The organism is Saccharothrix stipae (assembly GCF_054781895.1).
Genome location: NZ_BAAGTN010000001.1, coordinates 240,499 through 259,126 on the forward strand (window position 1 = coordinate 240,499; position 18,628 = coordinate 259,126).

Genomic DNA, 18,628 nt, shown 5'->3' on the forward strand with positions numbered 1-18,628 from the left:
TGTCGGTGCCAGGCCTGTCCGCTCCCGCGAGGTCCGTGCCCGACATGCGCGCTCGGGCTGTCTGCGCGTCTGGCGTGCACGTCGGCGTCCGTGTGCCGGCCGTGTCGGTCGGGCGTGTGGGCTTCGAACGCGGCCGCTGGTTTTCGTTGGTGCGACGTGCACCGGGCCTACCTGCCGTAGACCCGGTGCACATCCGGTATCCGACGGCGTCGGGTCGTCAGGCGTTGATCTCCTTGGGTGAGCCGTCGGTCTGGCCGATGGTGATCTTGCGCGGCTTCGCCTTCTCCGCGACGGGGATGCGCAGCGTCAGCACGCCGGAGTCGTAGTCGGCCTTGATCCGGTCGGCGTCGAGCGAGTCGCCGAGGAACAGCTGGCGGGAGAACACGCCCAGCGGTCGCTCGGACAGCTGCATCTCGACGTCGTCGGTGCGGTTCGGGCGGCGCTCCGCCTTGACGGTCAGGACGTTGCGCTCCACGTCGAGGTCGATCGCCTCCGGCGCGACACCGGGCAGGTCGAACTCGACCACGAACTCGTCACCGGCGCGGTAGGCGTCCATCGGCATGGGCGTGGGTCGCGACCACGTGCCCGGCCCGGTGAGGAACTGCTGCGCCAGCCGGTCGAGCTCCCGGAACGGGTCCGTGCGCATCAACATCGGGAACACCTCCTGGTCTGTGGGGTCAATGCGCTGTCTGCGCTGTCGACTCAGTTGTACCACGTCGTCAAGTCGTTGACAACACCTGACGTCATCGGTAAGTTGACGTCATGGCGATCGGGGACTACGAGACCGTCCGAGAGGCGGCGACCGGGGAAGACCTCAGTGCCGGGCAGGTGCTGTCCGCGCTGGTCCTCCTGCGGCGGCTGCGCGAGGAGCTGACCGGATGGGAACCGCAGCTGATCGCCGCGGCGCGTGAGCTGGGCACGAGTTGGGCCGAGCTGGCGCCGGCGCTGGGCGTGGCCAGCAGACAGGCCGCCGAGCGGCGGTACCTGAGGCTGCGCCCGTCGGAGCTGGGCGCGACGGCCGAGGGCCGGGTGCGGGCCGAGCGGGACAAGAGGGCGGCCGACCGGGCGGTGTCGCAGTGGGCGCGCGACAACGCCGCGTCGCTGCGCAGCCTGGCCGGTCAGGTCGGTCGGATGGACGTGGTGGTGCACTCGGCGCTGGCCGAGGACGACGCGGTGGCCCTGTTGGAGCCGTTGCTGGCGTCGCTGGGCAAAGTGCGGGCCAGCCACCCCGAGCTGGCCGACGAGATCCAGGCCGTCGGCGACCAGGCGGAGGAGGTGCGCCGCGACACCCGGACCTCACGCAACAACCCGACGCTCCGCGACACCCCGTGACGGCACGCCGCCCGTGACGGCACACCTCACCCGGCCGCGCGTGGACGGAACCTGACCGCGCCGCGCCGTGGACGGCACTTGAGCGGGCGGCCGCGCGTGGACGGTGCGCGGGCGACGAACGTGCTGCCGACCACCCGGCCGTGATCACCGCCCCGACCGCGCCCCGTGACGGCACGCCCTGACCAGCCAGTCCTGACCAGCCAGTCCTGACCGGGCTGCGTTGGCGGGTCATGGGGTGTCGGGTCATGGGGTGTCGGCTTGCTGCGGTGCGAGCCGCCGGGGCCGGGGCGCGGAGGGTAGTCCTGTGCTGTGGTCGGGGGATCAACCGATCGGCTTGGTCGGGGTCGACCTTCTGCCGAGGGGATCCGCCCCTTTCGCGGATCGTGGCGTCGGGCTCCTGCTGCCACGGTGGAGAGGTCGTCCACCAGTGCCGGAGGGGAGTCGGGGATGGCGATCTCTGCACGGGCGGTGGCGTTGGTCGCCGTGGCTTCGGCGGTGGTGTTGGCGGCCGCCGCGTCCACGTCGGCCTCGCCGGGCCGGTCGGGTGACTGGGCCACGTGGTCGAAGGACGCGGCCGGTTCGCGGTACGCCGCCGCGGAGTGGCGGATCACGCCGCGCACGGTGTCGAAGTTGACCGTGAAGTGGGCGTTCGCCTTCCCGAAGTCGGCCGCGCCGGTGCGCAGTCAGCCCGCGGTGGTCGGCGGGGTCGCGTTCTTCGGCGGGTCGGACGGGAAGTTCTACGCGCGCGACGCGAAGACGGGCGCGCGGGTGTGGACGACGGACCTGTCGGGGATCGCTCCGGGCGCCCGTCCGGCGATCCCGTGGGACAGCCCGTCGGTCTCGGGCGGGCGGGTGTACTTCGGCGACCTGCGGGGGTTCGTGTACTCGCTGGACCAGGCCACGGGCCGCGTGGTGTGGGCGAAGCAGGTCGACGCGCACCCGTCGGCGACGGTGACCAGTTCACCGATCGTGCACGACGGGAAGGTCTACGTGGGCACGTCCAGCGGCGAGAACGCGGCCAACAGCCCGGACGGCACCACCGACGACCCGAACTACCCGTGCTGCACGTTCCGCGGCCACATCGACGCGCTCGACGCGCGCACCGGCGAGCTGGTGTGGCGGCACTACACCGTGCCCGAGCCGCAACCGGCCGGCACGTGGCCGAGCGGCGCGACCCGGTACGAGCCGTCCGGCGCCGGGGTGTGGAGCTCGCCGGTGGTGGACCCGCACAGCGGGACGGTCTACGTCGGCACCGGGCAGAACTACACCGGCAGCGCGGGCGACTTCGACACGATGCTCGCCCTGGACCACCGCACGGGCGCGGTGAAGTGGCGCAACCAGGTCACGAAGGCCGACACGTGGCGCGGGTTGTGCAACAGCCCCGACCCGGAGGGCTACTGCCCCGGCCTGAAGGACGGCTCGGCGCTGGACTACGACATCGGCGCGACACCGAACCTGTTCACCGCGGGCGGCCGCAAGCTGGTCGGGGTTGGCCAGAAGTTGGGCGTCTACCACGTGTTCGACGCGGCGACCGGCGAGGTGGTGTGGCGGCGGCAGCTGGGTGTCCCGCTGCCCAGCGGCGGCATCTCGGGCATCCAGTGGGGCACGAGCTTCGACGGGCGCCGGTTGTACGTGGCGACGTACTTCGCCGATCCGGGCAAGGTGTTCGCGGTGGACCCGGCGACGGGCCGGGTGCTGTGGGAGACGCCGAACCCGGCGGACGGCTGCACGACCGGCGGTGCCGCCGCGCACCCGGAGATCTGCACGTTGGGTCACGGTCCGGCGGTGACCACCAGCCCGGGTCTGGTGTGGGAGGGCGGCAACGACGGCAAGATGCGGGCGTACTCGGCCCGCGACGGCCGGGTGCTGTGGACCTACGACACCGTGCGGGACTTCACCGGGGTCAACGGGCTGCCGGGTCGTGGCGGCACGATCTCCGGTGGCGGCGGTGGGGCGGTCGTGGCCGACGGGATGGTGTACGTGCAGGCGGGTTACGCGCCGGAGTACCCCAATCCCGACGGCGGCGACGTGCTGCTCGCGTTCGGCCTGTGACCGTCGCACCGGCACCGGGTCGGACGGTCAGGCCGGGAAGGTGCGGGCGAGGAAGCCGGTGGTGAGGTCCCAGGCGGTGGCGGCGGCGGTCGGGTGGTGGAACCTCGGGGCGGCGTGGTTGTGGAAGGCGTGGCCCGCGTCCTCCTGGACGTGGATCTCCGCGTTCGGCGCCCCGTCGACCGCGTCCACCACGCGCTGCACGGCGTCGCGCGGGATGAACGGGTCCTGGCCGCCGAAGTGGAACTGGGTGGGGCAGGTGATGGCGTCGATCGCGCCGATCCGGTCGGGCACGCCGGAGCCGTAGAACGACACGGTGACGTCGGGGTCGGCGGCCACCGCGGTCTCGTAGGCGATGGACCCGCCGAGGCAGAAGCCGAAGACGCCGGCGCGCCCGGTGCGGGCCCGCAGCTGGTCGAGGGTGGCGATGACGTCGGCCACGCCGCCCGCGAAGTCGAAGCGGCCGGAGACCTCCATGGCGGAGGCGAGGCCGGCCTCGTCGTGGGCGGCGGACCAGCCGGGCGCGACGCGCCAGAACAGTTCGGGGACGGCGACGACGTAGCCGAGGGCGGCGAGGTCGGCGGCGACGGACTTCAGGTAGGAGTCCAGGCCGAAGATTTCGTGGACCAGCACGATGCCGGGGCCCTGCCCGGAGGCCGGTTCCCACACGGGTGCGTCGAACTCGCCGTCGGCGACCTTGATCTTCACGCCACTACGACTACCACACCGGTGGTGCCGTCGACCTCGACTTGCACACCCAGCGGTACGGTCCGCTGGCCGTCGCGGTGCCCGAAGCCGGCGTCGGCGACGATCGGCACGCCGAGCCCGCCCAACCGGTCGGCGAGCACCGCGGACGGGTCGCCGCACCCGGTCCAGGAGCCGAGGACGAGCCCGGCGACCCGGTCGAACCACCCCGACCGCAGCAGCCCGGTGAGGATCCGGTCGAGGCGGTAGGGCTCCTCGTTGACGTCCTCCAGCAGCACGATCGCGCCGTCGGGCGGCGGCGCCTCGAACAGGCTGAGGGTGCCGCCGGCGGCGACACCGCGGGCGGTCCCCGGCACGAGGCCGACGCCGTCGTAGGAGGACACACCGGTGAACAGGGCGGCGTGGAGCCGTTCGCGGGCGGCGGTGTCCTCGACGAACGCCCTGGTGCCGACCATGGGGCCGAACCAGGTGGGTGCGCCGTGCCGCCCGAACCGCTCGTGCAGGACGGTGGTGTCGCTGGAGCCGACGAAGACCTTGCGGTGCGCGGCGACGGCGGTCCAGTCGACCAGGTCCACCATCCGCAGGCTGCCGTACCCGCCGCGGGCGCACAGCACCCCGGCCACCGACGGGTCGAGCCAGGCCTGTTCGAACGAGCGGGCGCGGTCGGCGTCATGGCCGGCGAGGTAGTCCAGGGTGGGGTGGGTGTCCAGGACGTGGGGCGCGAGCAGCACGTCCAGGCCCCACCTGCGCAGCCACGTCGTGCCGGCGTCGAGGAGTTCGGCCGGGACGGGGCCTGCGGGGCTGACCACGGCGACCCGGTCCCCCGGCCGGAGCAACGGCGGCGCGGCGGGTGTCACCGGCGCAGCTCCAGGACCGGGATCCCGTCGGGGGTGAAGCCGAAGACCTGCCCGTAGAACGACAGTTCGGCCTCCAGCGCGGCGACGATGGTCGCGGCCTTGCGGAACCCGTGCTGTTCGCCCTCGAACGTCAGGTAGGCGTGCGGGATGCCGGTGCCCTCCAGCGCGCCGGCGAACCGGTCGGCCTGCGCGGGCGGGCAGATCTCGTCCTCCAGGCCTTGCAGCAGCAGCACGGGCCCGGCCAGCCGGTCGACGCGGTGCGACGGGGACCGCTCGGCGTACCGGTCGGCCGTCGCGGGCCACGGCCCGACCAGGCCCTCGACGTAGCGGGACTCGAAGTCGTGGGTCTCGCCGCCCTCGCCGGTCCAGCCGGCCAGGTCGAGGATGGGGAACGCGACCATGCCGCACCGGTAGGTCTTCACCGAGGTCAGCGACGCCGCGGAGGTCCAGCCGCCGGCGCTGCCGCCGCGGATGCCGAGCCGGGCGCCGTCGGCGGTGCCCTCGTCGGCCAGGGCCTGCGCGACGGCGGCGCAGTCCTCGACGTCGACCACGCCCCACTGCTCGCGCAGCCGTTCGCGGAACGCCCGGCCGTAGCCGGTGGAGCCGCCGTAGTCGACCGCGACCACGCCGATGCCGCGGCTGGTCAGGTAGGCCAGCTCCGCGTCGAGCACGGGCGCCGAGCGGCCGGTGGGCCCGCCGTGGACGTGCACGACGTAGGGCGGTTTCTCGTCGTCGGGTCCGGCGAAGTCGGGGTTGCGCGGCGGGTAGACGTAGGCGGGCACGTCGCCGCCGGGGCCGGTGAACACGCGGTGTTCGGGCACCGGCAGGTACGGCGTCGGCAACGCCGACCCGCCGGGGGTGTGTTCGGTGAGCACGCCGGTGGACAGGTCCAGCGACACCACGGCGGACTCGGTCCGCGGTCCGGCGGCGCCGCTGACCACGACGCCGTCGTGCACGGCGAGGTGCGCGTGCCAGAAGGGCAGGTCCACGTCGACGTCGGTGACGGTGCCGCTGCGCTCGTCGAGCACGGCCAGCGCGCCGGAGCGCAGCACGGCGTGGCGGCCGGGGCCGATGGTGGCGAACCACCGGTTGCCCAGCCTCCACATCGGCCCGCCCAGCTCCTCGGCGCACGGGGCGAGGTTGCGGCGGGTGCCGTCCAGGCCGATGCGGAACAGGTTCCACCAGCCGTCGGGGTCGGTCAGGGCGAGCATGGACGGTGTCGGGTCGGCCGCGCCCGGGGCGGGAGCCTCCCACTCGACCTGGCACACGGCCTCGGTCTCGCCGCCGGCGAGCACGCGGTACTCGGCGGAGCCGACCTCGGCCACGCACAGCTCGGTGCCGTCCCACGGCATGCGGGGGTGGTCCCAGCCGATCCAGGCGTAGTGGCGGCCGTCGGGCGAGAGCCGGGGTCCGGTCATGAAGTGGTGGCTGGCGGCCAGCACCCGGGGCGGGGAGCCGTCCAGCGGCAGCGCGACCAGGTCGCGGCGCACGTCGGTGCGCGCGTCGCCGGTCACGGTCTCGCGCACGCACCACACCTCGGCGTGGTCGGGTCCGGCGGTGAGGTCGGCGTAGCGGTAACCGTGGTGCCGGACGGTTGGCGGGCTGAGCGGGACGGGCCGCGGGTCGTCGGGGTCGAACACGTAGACGCGCTGGTCGTCCCAGTTGGTGAACGCCACGCGCGTCCCCTCGGGGGTGTCCAGCACGACCCAGGGCCGGCCGCCGTACTCGTGGACGCGGTTGCGCGCGTTCCACGGCGGCGGCAGCAGGTCCTGGCCGTCGCGCACCAGCGCGACCCGGCCGCCCTCGGCCGGGCGCCCCTCGGCCCACCAGGGGCGCCCGTCGTGCAGGTCGACCCAGTGCAGGCCCCCGCCGGCCGCGGCGGCGTCGGCCGCGCCGATGGGCGATGTCCACGTTCCGTACGGTGCGATCGTCACCACGCGCCGACCTTATCGGTGCCGGTCGCGGGCCGGTCGGGGCCGATCGGCGGTGAGTCGTGTTCGCCGGTCGTGGAAAAGCCGGGGGCAGGGCTGCCGATCTTGCTCGCGTGGCCTAGGGTCGTCGTTGTCATGGCACGCGTCATCCACGTATTCCGCCAGCCCGACCGGTTCGTCGCCGGCACCGTCGGGCAGCCTGGCGAGCGCACGTTCTACCTGCAGGCCTCCGAGGAGGCCAGGCTGGTCAGCGTGGCGCTGGAGAAGCAACAGGTCGCCGTACTCGCCGAGCGCATCGGCTCGCTGCTGGAGGAGGTGCACCGGCGGTTCGGCGCGGAGGTTCCCGAGGCGGCCCCGGAGGACCTCCGGGACACCGAACCCCTGGAGGTGCCGGTCGAGGAGGAGTTCAAGGTCGGCACGATGGGGCTGGGCTGGGACGCGGAGTCCCGCGCGGTGGTCGTCGAGCTGCTCGCGATCACCGAGGAGGAGGTCGACGAGGCGGTGGTGCTCGACGACACCGAGGAGGGCCCCGACGCGGTGCGGGTGTTCCTGAGCCCGGTGGAGGCGCGGGCGTTCGCCGAGCGCGCGGAGCGGGTGGTGCGGGCGGGCCGCAAGCCGTGTCCGCTGTGCGCGGAGCCGTTGGACCCGGAGGGGCACGTCTGCCCGCGGCAGAACGGCTACCGTCGTTCGGACGAGGGCTGAGCGCGGCGGTGGGTCCGGCTGACGACGGGGTGCTCGACCTGCTGCGGCGTGGCCGCATGGAGGTCGAGGGCCGGTTGGTGGACGCGTCGAACGCGACGTTGTTCTGCGGGATCAGCCTGGACGGCGTGACCGCGAAGTGCGTGTACAAGCCGGTGCGGGGCGAGCGGCCGCTGTGGGACTTCCCCGACGGCACGCTGGCGGGTCGCGAGGTGGCGACGTACCTGGTGTCGGAGGCGGCGGGGCTGCACCTGGTGCCGCCGACGGTGCTGCGGGCGGGTCCGTTCGGGCCGGGCATGGTGCAGTTGTGGGTGGACACCCGCGAGGACGACGACCTGGTGGACATCGTGCCGGTGGACGAGGTGCGGCCGGGGTGGCGTCCGGTGTTGCGGGCGCACGACCGGTACGGGGAGCCGGCGGTGCTGGTGCACGCCGACCACCCGCGGGTGCGGTTGATGGCGGCGTTCGACGTGGTGGTGAACAACGCCGACCGCAAGGGCGGTCACGTGCTGCACGCGGTGGACGGCGCGGTGTACGGGGTGGACCACGGGATCTGCCTGCACTCCGACGACAAGCTGCGCACGGTGCTGTGGGGTTGGTTGGGCGAGCAGTTGCCGCCGGAGGCCGTGGAGGCGCTGCGGCGGCTGCGGTCGGGGTTGGACGGTGGGTTGGCCGACGGGCTGCACGAGCACGTGACGCGCGCCGAGGTGCGGTCGTTGACCGAGCGGGTGGAGAAGCTGGTGGCGGCGGGGTCGTACCCGGAGCCGTCCGACGACTGGCCCGCGATCCCCTGGCCCGCGTTCTGAGCGGTGGTCCGACCGGCGCGGACCGCGTCGGGGTGGATCGGGGCGGGGTTCTTCTGGCGGTGCGGGCGCATGGGGTGTACTTGCCCGCGTGGGCGTCGAACTGCGCGAGGTGACCGCCGCGGACGTGTTGGTGTTCTTCGAGCACCAGCGCGATCCGGAGGCGGTGCGGATGGCCGCGTTCACCTCGGTGGACCCGTCGGACCGGGCGGCGTTCCTGGTGCGGTGGGCGCGGATCCTGGCCGACGACTCGGTGGTGGCGCGGACGGTGGTGTTCGACGGCGAGGCGGTGGGGCACGTGGGCCGGTTCACCCGGTTCGGTGAGCCCGAGGTGACGTTCTGGATCGACCGGGAGCACTGGGGCAAGGGGCTGGCGACGGCGGCGTTGGAGTCGTTGCTGCGGGAGGAGCCGGTGCGTCCGCTGTTCGCGCGGGCCGCGGTGGACAACCTGGGGTCGCTGCGGGTGTTGGAGAAGTGCGGGTTCGTCGCGGTGGGCGAGGACGTGGGGTTCGCGGAGGGGCGGGGCGAGGACGTGGAGGAGTTCATCCTGAGGTTGGACGGCTAGTGGTGTCGTTGGAGCGGCGCATGGTGCGGCGGTTCGGCGCCGGGGTGCGGTCGTGGTTGGCCGGGCTGGACCCGCTGGTGGCGGGTTTGTGCCGGGACTGGGGGCTGGAGGTGGTGCGGCCGTTGTCGGGTGGCACGTCGCACGCGCTGCTGTGCCGTCGGGACGGGGAGCCGGTGGTGCTCAAGGTGACGCCGGAGCCGCCGCTCGCGGTGCTGGAGGAGGCGGCGCTGCGGGCGTGGGAGCCGTCGCCGCGGGTGGTGCGGGTGCTGCGGTCGGATCCGGCGCGGGGCGCGTTGCTGCTGGAGGGCCTGGTGCCGGGCACGCCCGCGGTGGACGGCCCGGGGCTGGTGGAGGTGCTGCGTGAGCTGCACATCCCGCCGCGGGAGGGGTTCGCGCCGTTGAGCGAGCGGGTGGACTTCGTCTTCGGGCTGCTGCGGGCGCGGCACCCCGGTGATCACGACGCGGCGCACGCGCGGGCGGCGGAGCTGGCCCGCGACCGGGTGCCGGCGACGATGCTGCACGGCGACCTGCACTTCGGCAACGTGCTGGACGCGGGTCCGCGCGGGGTGGTGGCGATCGACCCGCGGCCGTGCGTGGGCGACCCGGCCGCGGACGCGGTCGATCTCGCCTATGCCTCCCCCGACCTGCGGGCGGGCGTCGAGAGGTGGTCGGCGGTGGTCGACGGTGACCGGTTGGCGGCGTGGTGCGAGGTGTTCGCCGGGTTCTTCCCCGACCACCCGTCGGTGGCCGCGGGCCGGTAACGTCGCCGGCCGTGCGATCACACGACTACGGCCGCGACGTGCTGTCGGGCCGCAAGCGCAGGACGGTGCCCGAGGTGGTGGCCGAGGTCGGGTTGGTGGCGGAGGACCCGGCGTCGGGGTTCACCGGCGCGGTGGTGCGGTTCGAGCACGGGCAGGTGGTGCTGGAGGACCGGCGGGGCCGGCACCGGCTGTTCCCGCTGCGACCGGCGGGTTTCCTGGTGGACGGGCAGCCGGTGACGTTGGTGCGGCCGGCGCCCGCGGCGGCGGGGCCCGCGCGGACGGCGTCGGGGTCGGTGCGGGTCGAGGGGTTGCGCGCCCGCACGGCCCGCGACAGCCGCATCTGGGTGGAGGGCCTGCACGACGCGGAGCTGGTGGAGCGGGTGTGGGGGCACGACCTGCGGGTGGAGGGGGTGGTGGTCGAGCCGCTGGACGGGGTGGACGTGCTGGCCGACCGGATCGCGGAGTTCGGCACCGGGCCGGGTCGGCGGCTGGGTGTGCTGGTGGACCACCTGGTGCCGGGCAGCAAGGAGTCGCGGCTGGTCTCGGCGGTCCGCGACGGGAACGTGCTGGTCACGGGCCACCCTTATGTGGACGTGTGGCAGGCGGTGAAGCCCGGGTCGGTGGGGATCGCGGCGTGGCCGGTGGTGCCGCGCGGGGTGCCGTGGAAGGAGGGCGTGTGCGCCGCTCTCGGCTGGGGCGAGACCTACGAGGGGTGGCGGCGGGTGTTGGCGGGGGTGTCGGGGTTCCGGGACCTGGAGACGCCGTTGATCGGCGCGGTGGAGCGGTTGATCGACTTCGTGACCGAGCCCGCGGCCTGAAAGCCCCACCCGGGGCCGCCGAAAGTGCGAGGATGGGTGTGTGGCCGCGCTGATCTGGTTGGTCCTCGGTGTCGTCCTGGTGGCGGCCGAGATCCTGTCGGGCGACTTCGTGCTGGTCATGCTGGGGCTGGCCGCGTTCGGCGCGGCGGGCGCGTCGGCGATGGGTGCGGACGTGGTGATCAGCGCGATCGTGTTCGGCGTGGTGTCGCTGGGCCTGGTGGCGGGCGCGCGGCCGGCGATCAAGCGCCGGATGGCGTTGGGTCAGGGCCACCGGTCGGGCGTGGAGGCCCTGGTGGGCAGCACGGCCGTGGTCGTGTCCACTGTGGACGGGCACGGCGGTAGGGTGCGGATCGGTGGCGAGGTGTGGTCGGCGCGGTCGCTGGACCGCGAGGTCATCGAGCCCGGCGCCGAAGTGACTGTTGTCGAGATCTCGGGCGCGACCGCCGTGGTGCTGTCCGGGGCCTGAGTGGAGGCTGGGAGAGTTGACCACGACGCTGATCGTCATCGCGGTCCTGGTGCTGTTCGTGCTGATCGTGACGGTGAAGTCGGTGCTGGTGATCCCGCAGGCCACGGCCGCGGTGATCGAGCGGCTGGGCCGTTACCGCACGACCGCGGCGCCGGGGTTGAACATCCTGATGCCGTTCCTGGACCGGGTGCGGGCACGGATCGACCTGCGCGAGCAGGTGGTGTCGTTCCCGCCGCAGCCGGTGATCACCCGGGACAACCTGACCGTGTCGATCGACACGGTGGTCTACTTCCAGGTGACCGATCCGCGGGCGGCGGTGTACGAGATCTCGAACTACATCGTGGGTGTGGAGCAGTTGGCGACCACGACGCTGCGCAACCTGGTGGGCGGGATGAGCCTGGAGGAGACGCTGACCTCCCGTGACCAGATCAACAACCAGTTGCGCGGTGTGCTGGACGAGGCGACCGGGCGGTGGGGCATCCGGGTGGCGCGGGTGGAGTTGAAGGCGGTCGACCCGCCGCCGTCGATCCGGGACTCGATGGAGAAGCAGATGCGCGCGGACCGGGAGAAGCGCGCGATGATCCTGAACGCGGAGGGTCAGCGGGAGGCGGCGATCAAGTCCGCGGAGGGTCAGAAGCAGGCGCAGATCCTGTCGGCGGAGGGTGCGAAGCAGGCGGCGATCCTGACCGCGGAGGCGGAGCGGCAGTCGGCGATCCTGCGGGCGCAGGGTGAGCGGGCGGCCCGGTACCTGCAGGCGCAGGGGCAGGCGAAGGCGATCGAGAAGGTGTTCGCGGCGATCAAGGCGGGCCGACCGACGCCGGAGGTGCTGGCCTACCAGTACCTGCAGACGTTGCCGCAGATGGCGCAGGGTGACGCGAACAAGGTGTGGCTGGTGCCGTCGGACTACGGCAAGGCGCTGGAGGGGTTCGCGAAGATGCTGGGCGCGCCGGGCGAGGACGGGGTGTTCCGCTACGAGCCGCCCGTCTACGAGGAGTCGGTGACCTCGGCGCCGGAGCAGGACGACCCGTCGGTGGCGGACTGGTTCGACACGGCGCCGGATCCGGCGGTGGCCGAGGCGGTGCGGGCGGCGGAGGCGGTGGCGCGCAAGGAGGTGCCCGGTCCGTTGGAGCACACGGCGGTGGAGCGGGGTGCGGCCGATCGGGGTGCGTTGGGCCGGGGTCCGGCGGCGCCCGAGGTGGCGGGCGGTGTGACGGGCGGGGAGGCGGAGCCGCCGCGGTCGTTGCACGAGTGACGCGCGGGCCGGGGTGGTCCCCGGCTCCCGGGTCGAGTGATCTTGGACGCAGTGGTGGGGGCGTCGGCGTGGTCGCCGGCGCCCCCTTTCGCGTGGTCGGGGGCGGGTGATCACGTGACGGGCGTCCGGGTGGGGTCTCGTCGGGCGGGCCGTGGTGCGGTTGGATGTCGCGGTGGACGTTTTGGCCGGTCGTGCGGCGACCGTGCTGGCCCGTGTCGACGTCCCGTGGCCGGCGCGGTGGGACGAGTTGGCGTCGGTGGTGGCGGAGCTGTCGGTGCTGGTGCGGGGTGGTCCGGGCGCGCGGGTGGCGGCGCAGGAGTTGGCCGAGGTGTTGGTGGCGGCGGTGCGGGGTGGTGAGCACCGGGCGGCGTTGACGACCCTGGTGGACCGGGTGCTGGACCTGCACGCGGTGGCGTGCGCGGCCGAGCCGCCCGGTGGTCGGGAGTTGGCGGCGTGGTTGTTGTGGTTGCAGACGGGGTTCGCCGAGCCGCCGGAGGTGCGGTTGGCGGCCTACGCGTCGTCGTTGGGCGTGGACGGGTTGGCGTTCTACCGGGCGGAGGCGGTGGCGCGGTTCGAGCGGTTGCCGGTGATCGGGTTCGGGGCGACGGGGCGGTACGACCGGGAGCGGTGGGCGTTGCTGCGGGTGATGGAGGAGTTGGCCGAGCACACCGGTGAGGTGGATCTGCAGGTGTCGGTGTTGTCGAAGGATCTGTCGTCGGGGTGGCACTACCTGCAGGTGGCAACGGTGTTGCGGGACGCGGGCCGGTCGGCGGAGGCGTTGGGGTGGGTGGAGCGCGGTCTGGCGGCGACGGGGTGGCGCGGCGCGGCGGCGCGGTTGGTGGATCTGGGGGTGGACGAGTGCCTGCGCGCGGGGTGGGTGGCGCGGGCGGTGGGGTTGCGGCGGCGGGCGTTGCTGGCGCAGCCGGGGTGGGAGAACTACGCGCGGTTGCGGGCGGTGGCGTCGTCGTCGGGTGACTGGCCCGCGGTGCGCGAGGAGGTGTTGGCGGAGTTGGGCGAGCGGGGTGACGACGTGCTGCGGCAGGTGGTGGAGGCGGAGTTGGCCGCGGTGTCGGGTGACCGGGTGCCGGAGTGGTTGCGGCGGTGGCGGGCGGAACTGGCGCGTCGGGAGCGGTAGCGGCGTGTTCCGAGCGTTGAACTCGGGTGTTCCGAACGTAGGACACGCGCGTTCTGGACGTAGGACACGCGCGGGCCGGGGGTAGGACTCTCGGGGGTGCGTGGTCAGGTGTAGGCGGGTGGGCGGCGGTCGGTCCAGGGGCGGGCGCGTTGGAGTTGGCCGGCGGCGGTGAGGATGGTGCGTTCGTCGTGGGCGGGGGCGACGAGTTGCACGGCCAGGGGCAGGCCGGTGCGGGTGTGGCCGGCGGGGACGGAGGCGGCGGGGTAGCCGGTGACGTTCCACAGGGGCAGGAACGTGGTCATGCGGGCGGCGGCGAGCAGGGCGGCGAGGGTGGGTCGGCGGTTCCACTCGCCCACGCGCAGGGGTGGTCTGCTGAGCACGGGGGTGAGCAGCAGGTCGTGGTCGTCGAAGAGCCGGTCGACGCGGTCGGTGAGCTTCGCGGTGCGGGCGTGGGCGGCGCGCAGGGCGGGCGCTGGCAGTGACCGGCCCAGCGCGGCGACGGCGCGGGTGCGGGCGTCGAGCCGGTCGGGTCGGTCCAGCGCGTGTTCGGTGGTGGCGGCGCTGTGCAGGTAGCGGGCGGCGAACGCGGCGGGTCCGGTGAGGTCGTGCAGGTCGAGGTCGACGCGGGTGACGTCGTGGCCGAGGTCGGCGAGCAGGCCGGCGGTGTCCAGGGCGGCGTCGCGGACCTCGGGGTCGACCGGGATGCCGGGTCCCCAGGTGCGCAGGGACACCGCGATGCGCAGGGTGCGGGTGTCGGTGACGGCGGCGGTGTGGTCGGTGCCGGGTGCGAGGACGTCGAGGAGCAGGGCGGCGTCGGCGACGTGGCGGGTGATGGGTCCGGCGGCGACCAGGCCGCCCCAGACGTCGCGGTCGGGGGTGAGAGGGATGTGGTCGCGGTGGGGTTTGAGGCCGAACAGGCCGGTGCAGGCGGCGGGGATGCGCACGGAGCCGCCGCCGTCGGTGCCGATGGCGGCGCCGACGAGGCCGGCGGCGACGGCGGCGGCCGATCCGCCGCTGGATCCGCCGGGTGAGTGGTCGGGTGACCAGGGGTTGCGGGTGGCGCCGGCCCAGGTGGACTCGGTGTAGGGCCACAGGCCGAGTTCGGGCATGCGGGTGCGGCCGACGATGACGGCTCCGGCGTCGCGCAGGCGGCGGACGATCTCGGCGTCGGCGGGCGCGGTGGTGTCGACGGCGGCGGTGCCCTTGGTGGTGGGCAGGCCCGCGATGGCGAGGTCTTCCTTGACCGCGACGGGCACGCCGAGCAGGGGCGCGTCCTCGCCGCGGGCGCGGCGGGCGTCGGCGTGGTCGGCGTCGGCGAGGGCGCGGTCGGTGAACACGAGCCGGAAGGCGTTGAGCGCGCGGTCGTGGCGGTCGATGCGGCGCAGGCATTCGGCGACGAGGTCGCGTGAGGTGAGAGTGCCGGATCGCAGCAGCTCGGCCTGTCGGGCGGCGCCCGCGAAGCACGCGTCGGTCAGGTCCATGCCCGGACTGTAGGGCAGGAGCGGGGTCGGAGTGGATCAGCCGCGGGGTGTCGGGGTGATCGCGTCGTGGGGTCGCGGGCGGCCGCGGTGGGCACGGCGGTGCGTGCGGCGGCGCATGCCGCGGTGCACGAGCAGGGCGATCAGCAGCAACGGCCACGGGAACGGCAGGGGTGAGGCGATCCAGGCGACGGTGATCAGCAGCAGCGCGACGGGCAGCAGGGGTGGCCGGTGGCGCGCGGGTGCCGGGGTGGCCGGTGGTGGTGGGGCGGGCAGGTCGGCGGTGAGCGCGGCGAGGTCGTGGCGGTGGACGGCGGTGTAGGCGGCGGCGATGCGGTCGTCGGCTTCGGCGAGGGTGAGCCTGCCCTCGCCGACGGCGTCGCGCAGGCGGGCGGCGGTGTGGTCGCGATCGGCGTCGGAGGCCCGAAGCGGCAGGGGCGGGTCGGTCCGGGGCGGGTCGGTCGGAGGGGCGGGCAGGGATGGGCCCGTCGGGGGTTGGTGGGTGTGCGGGTCGGGTGTGGGTCGCATGTCCTCGATGCTCCGCGCGGGCGGGTGTCGCGGCGTCGGCCGGGAAGCGGTGACGGGAAGTACGTCCGCGGACGTACGAGGACGGGCATGATCGGGGGTATGTCGTCGTGGCTGGTGGCGTTGGCGGTGGCCGTGGTCGTCGTCTGGATCGGTGTGCGTCATGCGCGCGCGTCGCGTGCGGAGACGTTGTTGGACGAGCACGCGCGGCGGCGGGTGGGGCAGGACGCGGCGGCGGCTCCCGCCCCGGTGTCGGTGTGGCGGGAGGCCAACCGGTTGTTCCGGGCGGGTGAGGCGGAGGGGTTGCTGCTGTTGGCCGAGATCGGCAGGCGGGTGCCGAAGCGGCGGCAGGCGGTGGTGACGGCGTGGCTGGCGGCGTTGCGGGGCGGGGTGAGCCGGGGTTTGGACGCGCCGTGGCGGCTGGCGGTGCAGCGGGAGCTGGTGTCGCACCTGCGGCCGGGTGAGGACTTCTGGCCGGGGATGGACGTGGTGGCGCCGGGCGCGATCCTGGTGGACGTGGACCTGTCGGGGTGTCGGGTGAACCGGGTGGACCTGGTGGGTGCGGTGTTCCTGGGTGACGCCCGGTTCGAGGCGATGACGGTGACGGGGGACGCGAACTTCGCGGGCGCGCGGTTCCTGCGGCACGCGGTGTTCAGCGACGCGTTGTTCGCGCGGTCGGTGTCGTTCGGGTTGGCGGTGTTCGCGGGGAACGTGTCGTTGCGGTCGGCGCAGGTGGCCGACCAGTTGGTGTTCGCGCGGGCGAAGGTGTCGGGTCGGGCGGACCTGCGGCGGGCCGAGGTGTCGGGTCGGGCGGATTTCCGGCACGTGCGGTTCGGTGGTCGGGCGTTGTTCGGCGAGGTGGTGTTCCACCAGGACGCGTGGTTCCGGCACGCGTGGTTCCGCGGTCGCACGGATGTGGGGTCGGCGTTGATCGGCGAGGCGGCGGAGTTCGGCAACGCCCGCTTCGGCCGCCGCGTCCTGCACTGAGGCGCCGCGCGCCGCCTCCGGCCGTGGGTGCGGGGTCAGGTGGTGCGGGTGCGGTGGTCGGCGACGTGGACGCGGTTGGCGCAGCGGGTGGTGCAGAAGCGGCGGCGGGCGTTGCGGGAGGTGTCGACGTAGACGGTGCGGCAGCCGGGTCGGGCGCAGCGGCCGAGGCGGCGGGGGTCCTCGCAGACGGCCTGGGCGAGACCGGCGGCGGTGAAGGCGCGGACGCGGTGGGGTGTGGGTGCGTGTTCGGGGGCGAAGTGCAGGTGGGGTGGTCGGTCGTCGTGGGTGGAGATGTAGGGCTTGGCGGCGGCCTCGGTGAGCAGGTCGTTGACGAGGGCGACCTGGTCGGGGGTGTGGTCGAAGACGGGTGAGAGGCGGGCGGCCCAGGCGGTGAGTTCGCGGGCCTGCCGGTCGTCGAGGGCGCCGAGGGGTTTGTAGCCGTGGTCGCGCAGCAGGTCGAGCAGGTCGGCGGCGGTGCTGTCGGGGTCGGTGTTGACCAGGGCGGCGGCGAGTTCGGCCGCGGCCCCGCCGTAAGGGTTGAAATGCACTGAACCATGACATCACGCTGGTGGGGTGAACACCAGATGCCCGTGGTGCGGGTGGCCCAGTGCCGAGCGTGCGTACCCGGTGTCGTCGCACGGCGCGGTGGACTACGTGCGGTGCGTGTGCGGGGTGTGGTTGGTGGTGGAGGCGGGGCGGGTGGTGGCGACGGCGGGTCGGCCGCGGTCGGCTAGTGTCCCGTCCCCGTGACGAGCCGTCGGGACCTGTTGTGCGATTGCGCGATCGCGGTGTTGGCGGCGGAGGGTGGTCGTGGTCTGACGCACCGGGCGGTGGACCGGGCGGCGGGGGTGCCGCAGGGCACGACGAAGAACTACTTCCCGTCGCGGGACGCGTTGTTGGGCGGCGCGGCGGCGCGGATGACGGCGTTGCACGCGGCGGCGGTGCGGCAGTTGCGGGAGACGACGCCGGAGGGGATCACGCCGGCGGAGGTGGCGCGGCTGTACCCGGCGTTGCTGCGACGTGCGGTGGTGCAGGACCCGACGCAGTTGTTGGCGATGGTCGAGCTGTACCTGGAGGCCGTGCGGCGGCCGGGGGTGCGCGAGGCGTTGGGGCGGATGGCGGTGTCCAACGCGCGGGCGGGCGCGGGGTTGCACGCGGCGGCGGGGTTGGCGGGCACGGTGCGCGACGCGGGGCTGTTGGACGCCTACTTCCTGGGTGTGGCGGTGTCGTTGCTGGCGTTGCCGGAGGCGGCGTTGCGGGCGGTGGGGTTGGACGACCCGGACGCGCTGGGGTTGGGGTTGTTCCACGCGGCGGTGCCGGGTGCGCGGTCAGCCGACGGCGACGAGCGGGTGCACGGCGGTGGCGACGAGTCCGACGGCCGGCGTGGGGGCCGCGCCGCAGCTGGCGGGGCGGGCGGCGGGTAGGTCGTGGGTGTCGACGGTGACGCGCCAGGCGCGGCCGTCGGTGTGGTGGACGGTGTCGCCGCGCACGGTGAGCACGTCGCGGTGTTCACCGGTGAGGTCGCGGACGGCGAGCTCGGCGACCTGGCCGTGCGGGGCGTGGGTGCTGCGGCCGCGGCAGCGGTCGGTGACGACGTGGCCGGCGTGGTCGAGCAGGCGGGCGGCGAGGTCGGTGTCGAGGCGGCCGTAGGTGTAGCCGGTGGGCAGCAGCACGCCGGTGGGTGCGAAGCGGTGGCCGCCGGTGTGGGTGCACTCCCAGACGGCGTCGGGTCGGGTCGCGGCGAGGTCCTCGGCGAGGGGCCGGCCGAGCAGGGCGCAGCACACGTCGCGGCGGCTGTTGGCGCACACCAGCAGCACCGGGTCGGTGACAGGTGTGCCCAGGCCGGTGGGGTGTCCGGCGGCGAGGGCGGCGAAGTCGAGGTCGAGCAGGTCCGCGGGCGCGGCGAGGTCGGCTTGTTCCAGGCGGGGCCGGCCGGGGGTGGTGGCGGCGAGGTAGACGCGGCGGGGCGCGTCGTGGTGGGTGTCGGCGTGGCGGCCTGGGCGGCGGATGAGCAGGACGCGGACGCCGGTGTCGGCGGTGCGGCGGGCGAGTTCGGCGCCCAGGGCGGGGTCGAGCCGGCTCTGGGTGAGGGCGTCGCGGCCCCAGGGTCCGGGTTGTTCGAGGCAGAGCCAGGCGGCGGCGGTGGCGGCGGTGCCCGCCAGCGGTTCGTCGAGGTCCGCGGAGATCGCGGCGCAACGCGGCTCGGTCACGTCCCCAGGGTGCCCTGGCGGGACCGTTCGAGTGACACCGGGGTCCGGATTCACA

Annotated in this window: 20 protein-coding genes; 12 read left to right on the plus strand and 8 right to left on the minus strand. The window is 74.1% G+C overall.

Annotation, left to right across the window (positions count from 1 at the left end; translation table 11 throughout):
* Positions 1–217: 217 nt before the first annotated feature.
* Positions 218–652 carry an Hsp20/alpha crystallin family protein gene (locus ACYVLT_RS01025; RefSeq protein ID WP_461118140.1) on the minus strand — a complete coding sequence of 145 codons (435 nt, stop codon included), beginning with the start codon at positions 650–652 and terminating at the stop codon, positions 218–220.
* A gap of 110 nt (positions 653–762) precedes the next feature.
* Between ACYVLT_RS01025 and ACYVLT_RS01030 the strand changes: the two genes are divergently transcribed.
* On the plus strand, positions 763–1,332 hold the full coding sequence (locus tag ACYVLT_RS01030) for a hypothetical protein (RefSeq protein ID WP_461118141.1): 570 nt from the start codon (positions 763–765) through the stop codon (positions 1,330–1,332).
* Positions 1,333–1,779: 447 nt separating this feature from the next.
* Positions 1,780–3,384, plus strand: coding sequence for an outer membrane protein assembly factor BamB family protein (locus tag ACYVLT_RS01035; protein WP_461118142.1), 1,605 nt, complete (start codon positions 1,780–1,782; stop codon positions 3,382–3,384).
* A 27-nt stretch (positions 3,385–3,411) separates the two neighbouring features.
* Here the strand turns inward: ACYVLT_RS01035 and ACYVLT_RS01040 are convergent, their stop codons facing one another.
* Genes ACYVLT_RS01040 through ACYVLT_RS01050 form a run of 3 tightly spaced genes read right to left on the minus strand, consistent with a single transcriptional unit; the run spans position 3,412 to position 6,880 of the window.
* On the minus strand, positions 3,412–4,089 hold the full coding sequence (locus ACYVLT_RS01040) for a dienelactone hydrolase family protein (protein WP_461118143.1): 678 nt from the start codon (positions 4,087–4,089) through the stop codon (positions 3,412–3,414).
* A complete protein-coding gene (locus ACYVLT_RS01045; protein WP_461118144.1) occupies positions 4,086–4,943 on the minus strand; it encodes a S66 peptidase family protein in 858 nt (285 codons plus the stop codon). Before ACYVLT_RS01045 ends, ACYVLT_RS01040 begins: the two co-directional genes overlap by 4 nt.
* Positions 4,940–6,880, minus strand: coding sequence for a prolyl oligopeptidase family serine peptidase (locus ACYVLT_RS01050; protein WP_461118145.1), 1,941 nt, complete (start codon positions 6,878–6,880; stop codon positions 4,940–4,942). The genes ACYVLT_RS01045 and ACYVLT_RS01050 overlap by 4 nt, the downstream gene beginning before the upstream one ends.
* Before the next feature lie 129 nt (positions 6,881–7,009).
* On the opposite strand from ACYVLT_RS01050, the gene ACYVLT_RS01055 reads away from it, so the two are divergent.
* The 8 genes from ACYVLT_RS01055 to ACYVLT_RS01090 all read left to right on the plus strand — a co-directional run bounded on the left by ACYVLT_RS01055 (position 7,010) and on the right by ACYVLT_RS01090 (position 13,373).
* On the plus strand, positions 7,010–7,576 hold the full coding sequence (locus ACYVLT_RS01055; RefSeq protein WP_461118146.1) for a DUF3090 domain-containing protein: 567 nt from the start codon (positions 7,010–7,012) through the stop codon (positions 7,574–7,576).
* Between the two features lie 8 nt (positions 7,577–7,584).
* Complete coding sequence (locus tag ACYVLT_RS01060) at positions 7,585–8,379, plus strand: SCO1664 family protein (RefSeq protein ID WP_461118147.1); 795 nt, start codon at positions 7,585–7,587, stop codon at positions 8,377–8,379.
* 88 nt (positions 8,380–8,467) lie between these two features.
* On the plus strand, positions 8,468–8,941 hold the full coding sequence (locus ACYVLT_RS01065; protein WP_461118148.1) for a GNAT family N-acetyltransferase: 474 nt from the start codon (positions 8,468–8,470) through the stop codon (positions 8,939–8,941).
* Between the two features lie 20 nt (positions 8,942–8,961).
* The gene (locus ACYVLT_RS01070; RefSeq protein WP_461118149.1) at positions 8,962–9,702 is read left to right on the plus strand and encodes an aminoglycoside phosphotransferase family protein; all 741 of its coding nucleotides are present in this window, start codon (positions 8,962–8,964) and stop codon (positions 9,700–9,702) included.
* An 11-nt stretch (positions 9,703–9,713) separates the two neighbouring features.
* Positions 9,714–10,520 carry a DUF3097 domain-containing protein gene (locus ACYVLT_RS01075; protein ID WP_461118150.1) on the plus strand — a complete coding sequence of 269 codons (807 nt, stop codon included), beginning with the start codon at positions 9,714–9,716 and terminating at the stop codon, positions 10,518–10,520.
* A 40-nt stretch (positions 10,521–10,560) separates the two neighbouring features.
* Complete coding sequence (locus ACYVLT_RS01080) at positions 10,561–10,986, plus strand: NfeD family protein (protein WP_461118151.1); 426 nt, start codon at positions 10,561–10,563, stop codon at positions 10,984–10,986.
* 16 nt (positions 10,987–11,002) lie between these two features.
* On the plus strand, positions 11,003–12,238 hold the full coding sequence (locus tag ACYVLT_RS01085; RefSeq protein WP_461118152.1) for an SPFH domain-containing protein: 1,236 nt from the start codon (positions 11,003–11,005) through the stop codon (positions 12,236–12,238).
* A gap of 172 nt (positions 12,239–12,410) precedes the next feature.
* Complete coding sequence (locus ACYVLT_RS01090; protein ID WP_461118153.1) at positions 12,411–13,373, plus strand: hypothetical protein; 963 nt, start codon at positions 12,411–12,413, stop codon at positions 13,371–13,373.
* 104 nt (positions 13,374–13,477) lie between these two features.
* On the opposite strand, the gene ACYVLT_RS01095 is transcribed toward ACYVLT_RS01090, so the two are convergent.
* Entirely contained in the window at positions 13,478–14,854 is a 1,377-nt protein-coding gene (locus ACYVLT_RS01095; RefSeq protein ID WP_461118154.1) for an amidase family protein, read from the minus strand.
* A 36-nt stretch (positions 14,855–14,890) separates the two neighbouring features.
* Positions 14,891–15,379, minus strand: coding sequence for a DUF1707 SHOCT-like domain-containing protein (locus ACYVLT_RS01100; RefSeq protein WP_461118155.1), 489 nt, complete (start codon positions 15,377–15,379; stop codon positions 14,891–14,893).
* 87 nt (positions 15,380–15,466) lie between these two features.
* Here ACYVLT_RS01100 and ACYVLT_RS01105 point away from each other — a divergent pair, with 87 nt between their 5' ends.
* On the plus strand, positions 15,467–16,363 hold the full coding sequence (locus tag ACYVLT_RS01105; protein ID WP_461118156.1) for a pentapeptide repeat-containing protein: 897 nt from the start codon (positions 15,467–15,469) through the stop codon (positions 16,361–16,363).
* Between the two features lie 35 nt (positions 16,364–16,398).
* Here ACYVLT_RS01105 and ACYVLT_RS01110 read toward each other — a convergent pair whose 3' ends face one another.
* Positions 16,399–16,911 carry a CGNR zinc finger domain-containing protein gene (locus ACYVLT_RS01110; RefSeq protein ID WP_461118157.1) on the minus strand — a complete coding sequence of 171 codons (513 nt, stop codon included), beginning with the start codon at positions 16,909–16,911 and terminating at the stop codon, positions 16,399–16,401.
* Between the two features lie 198 nt (positions 16,912–17,109).
* On the opposite strand from ACYVLT_RS01110, the gene ACYVLT_RS01115 reads away from it, so the two are divergent.
* Positions 17,110–17,787 carry a TetR/AcrR family transcriptional regulator gene (locus tag ACYVLT_RS01115; RefSeq protein ID WP_461118158.1) on the plus strand — a complete coding sequence of 226 codons (678 nt, stop codon included), beginning with the start codon at positions 17,110–17,112 and terminating at the stop codon, positions 17,785–17,787.
* On the opposite strand, the gene ACYVLT_RS01120 is transcribed toward ACYVLT_RS01115, so the two are convergent.
* Entirely contained in the window at positions 17,692–18,573 is an 882-nt protein-coding gene (locus ACYVLT_RS01120) for a sucrase ferredoxin (RefSeq protein ID WP_461118159.1), read from the minus strand. The two genes, ACYVLT_RS01115 and ACYVLT_RS01120, sit on opposite strands and share 96 nt — an antisense overlap.
* Positions 18,574–18,628: the final 55 nt, after the last annotated feature.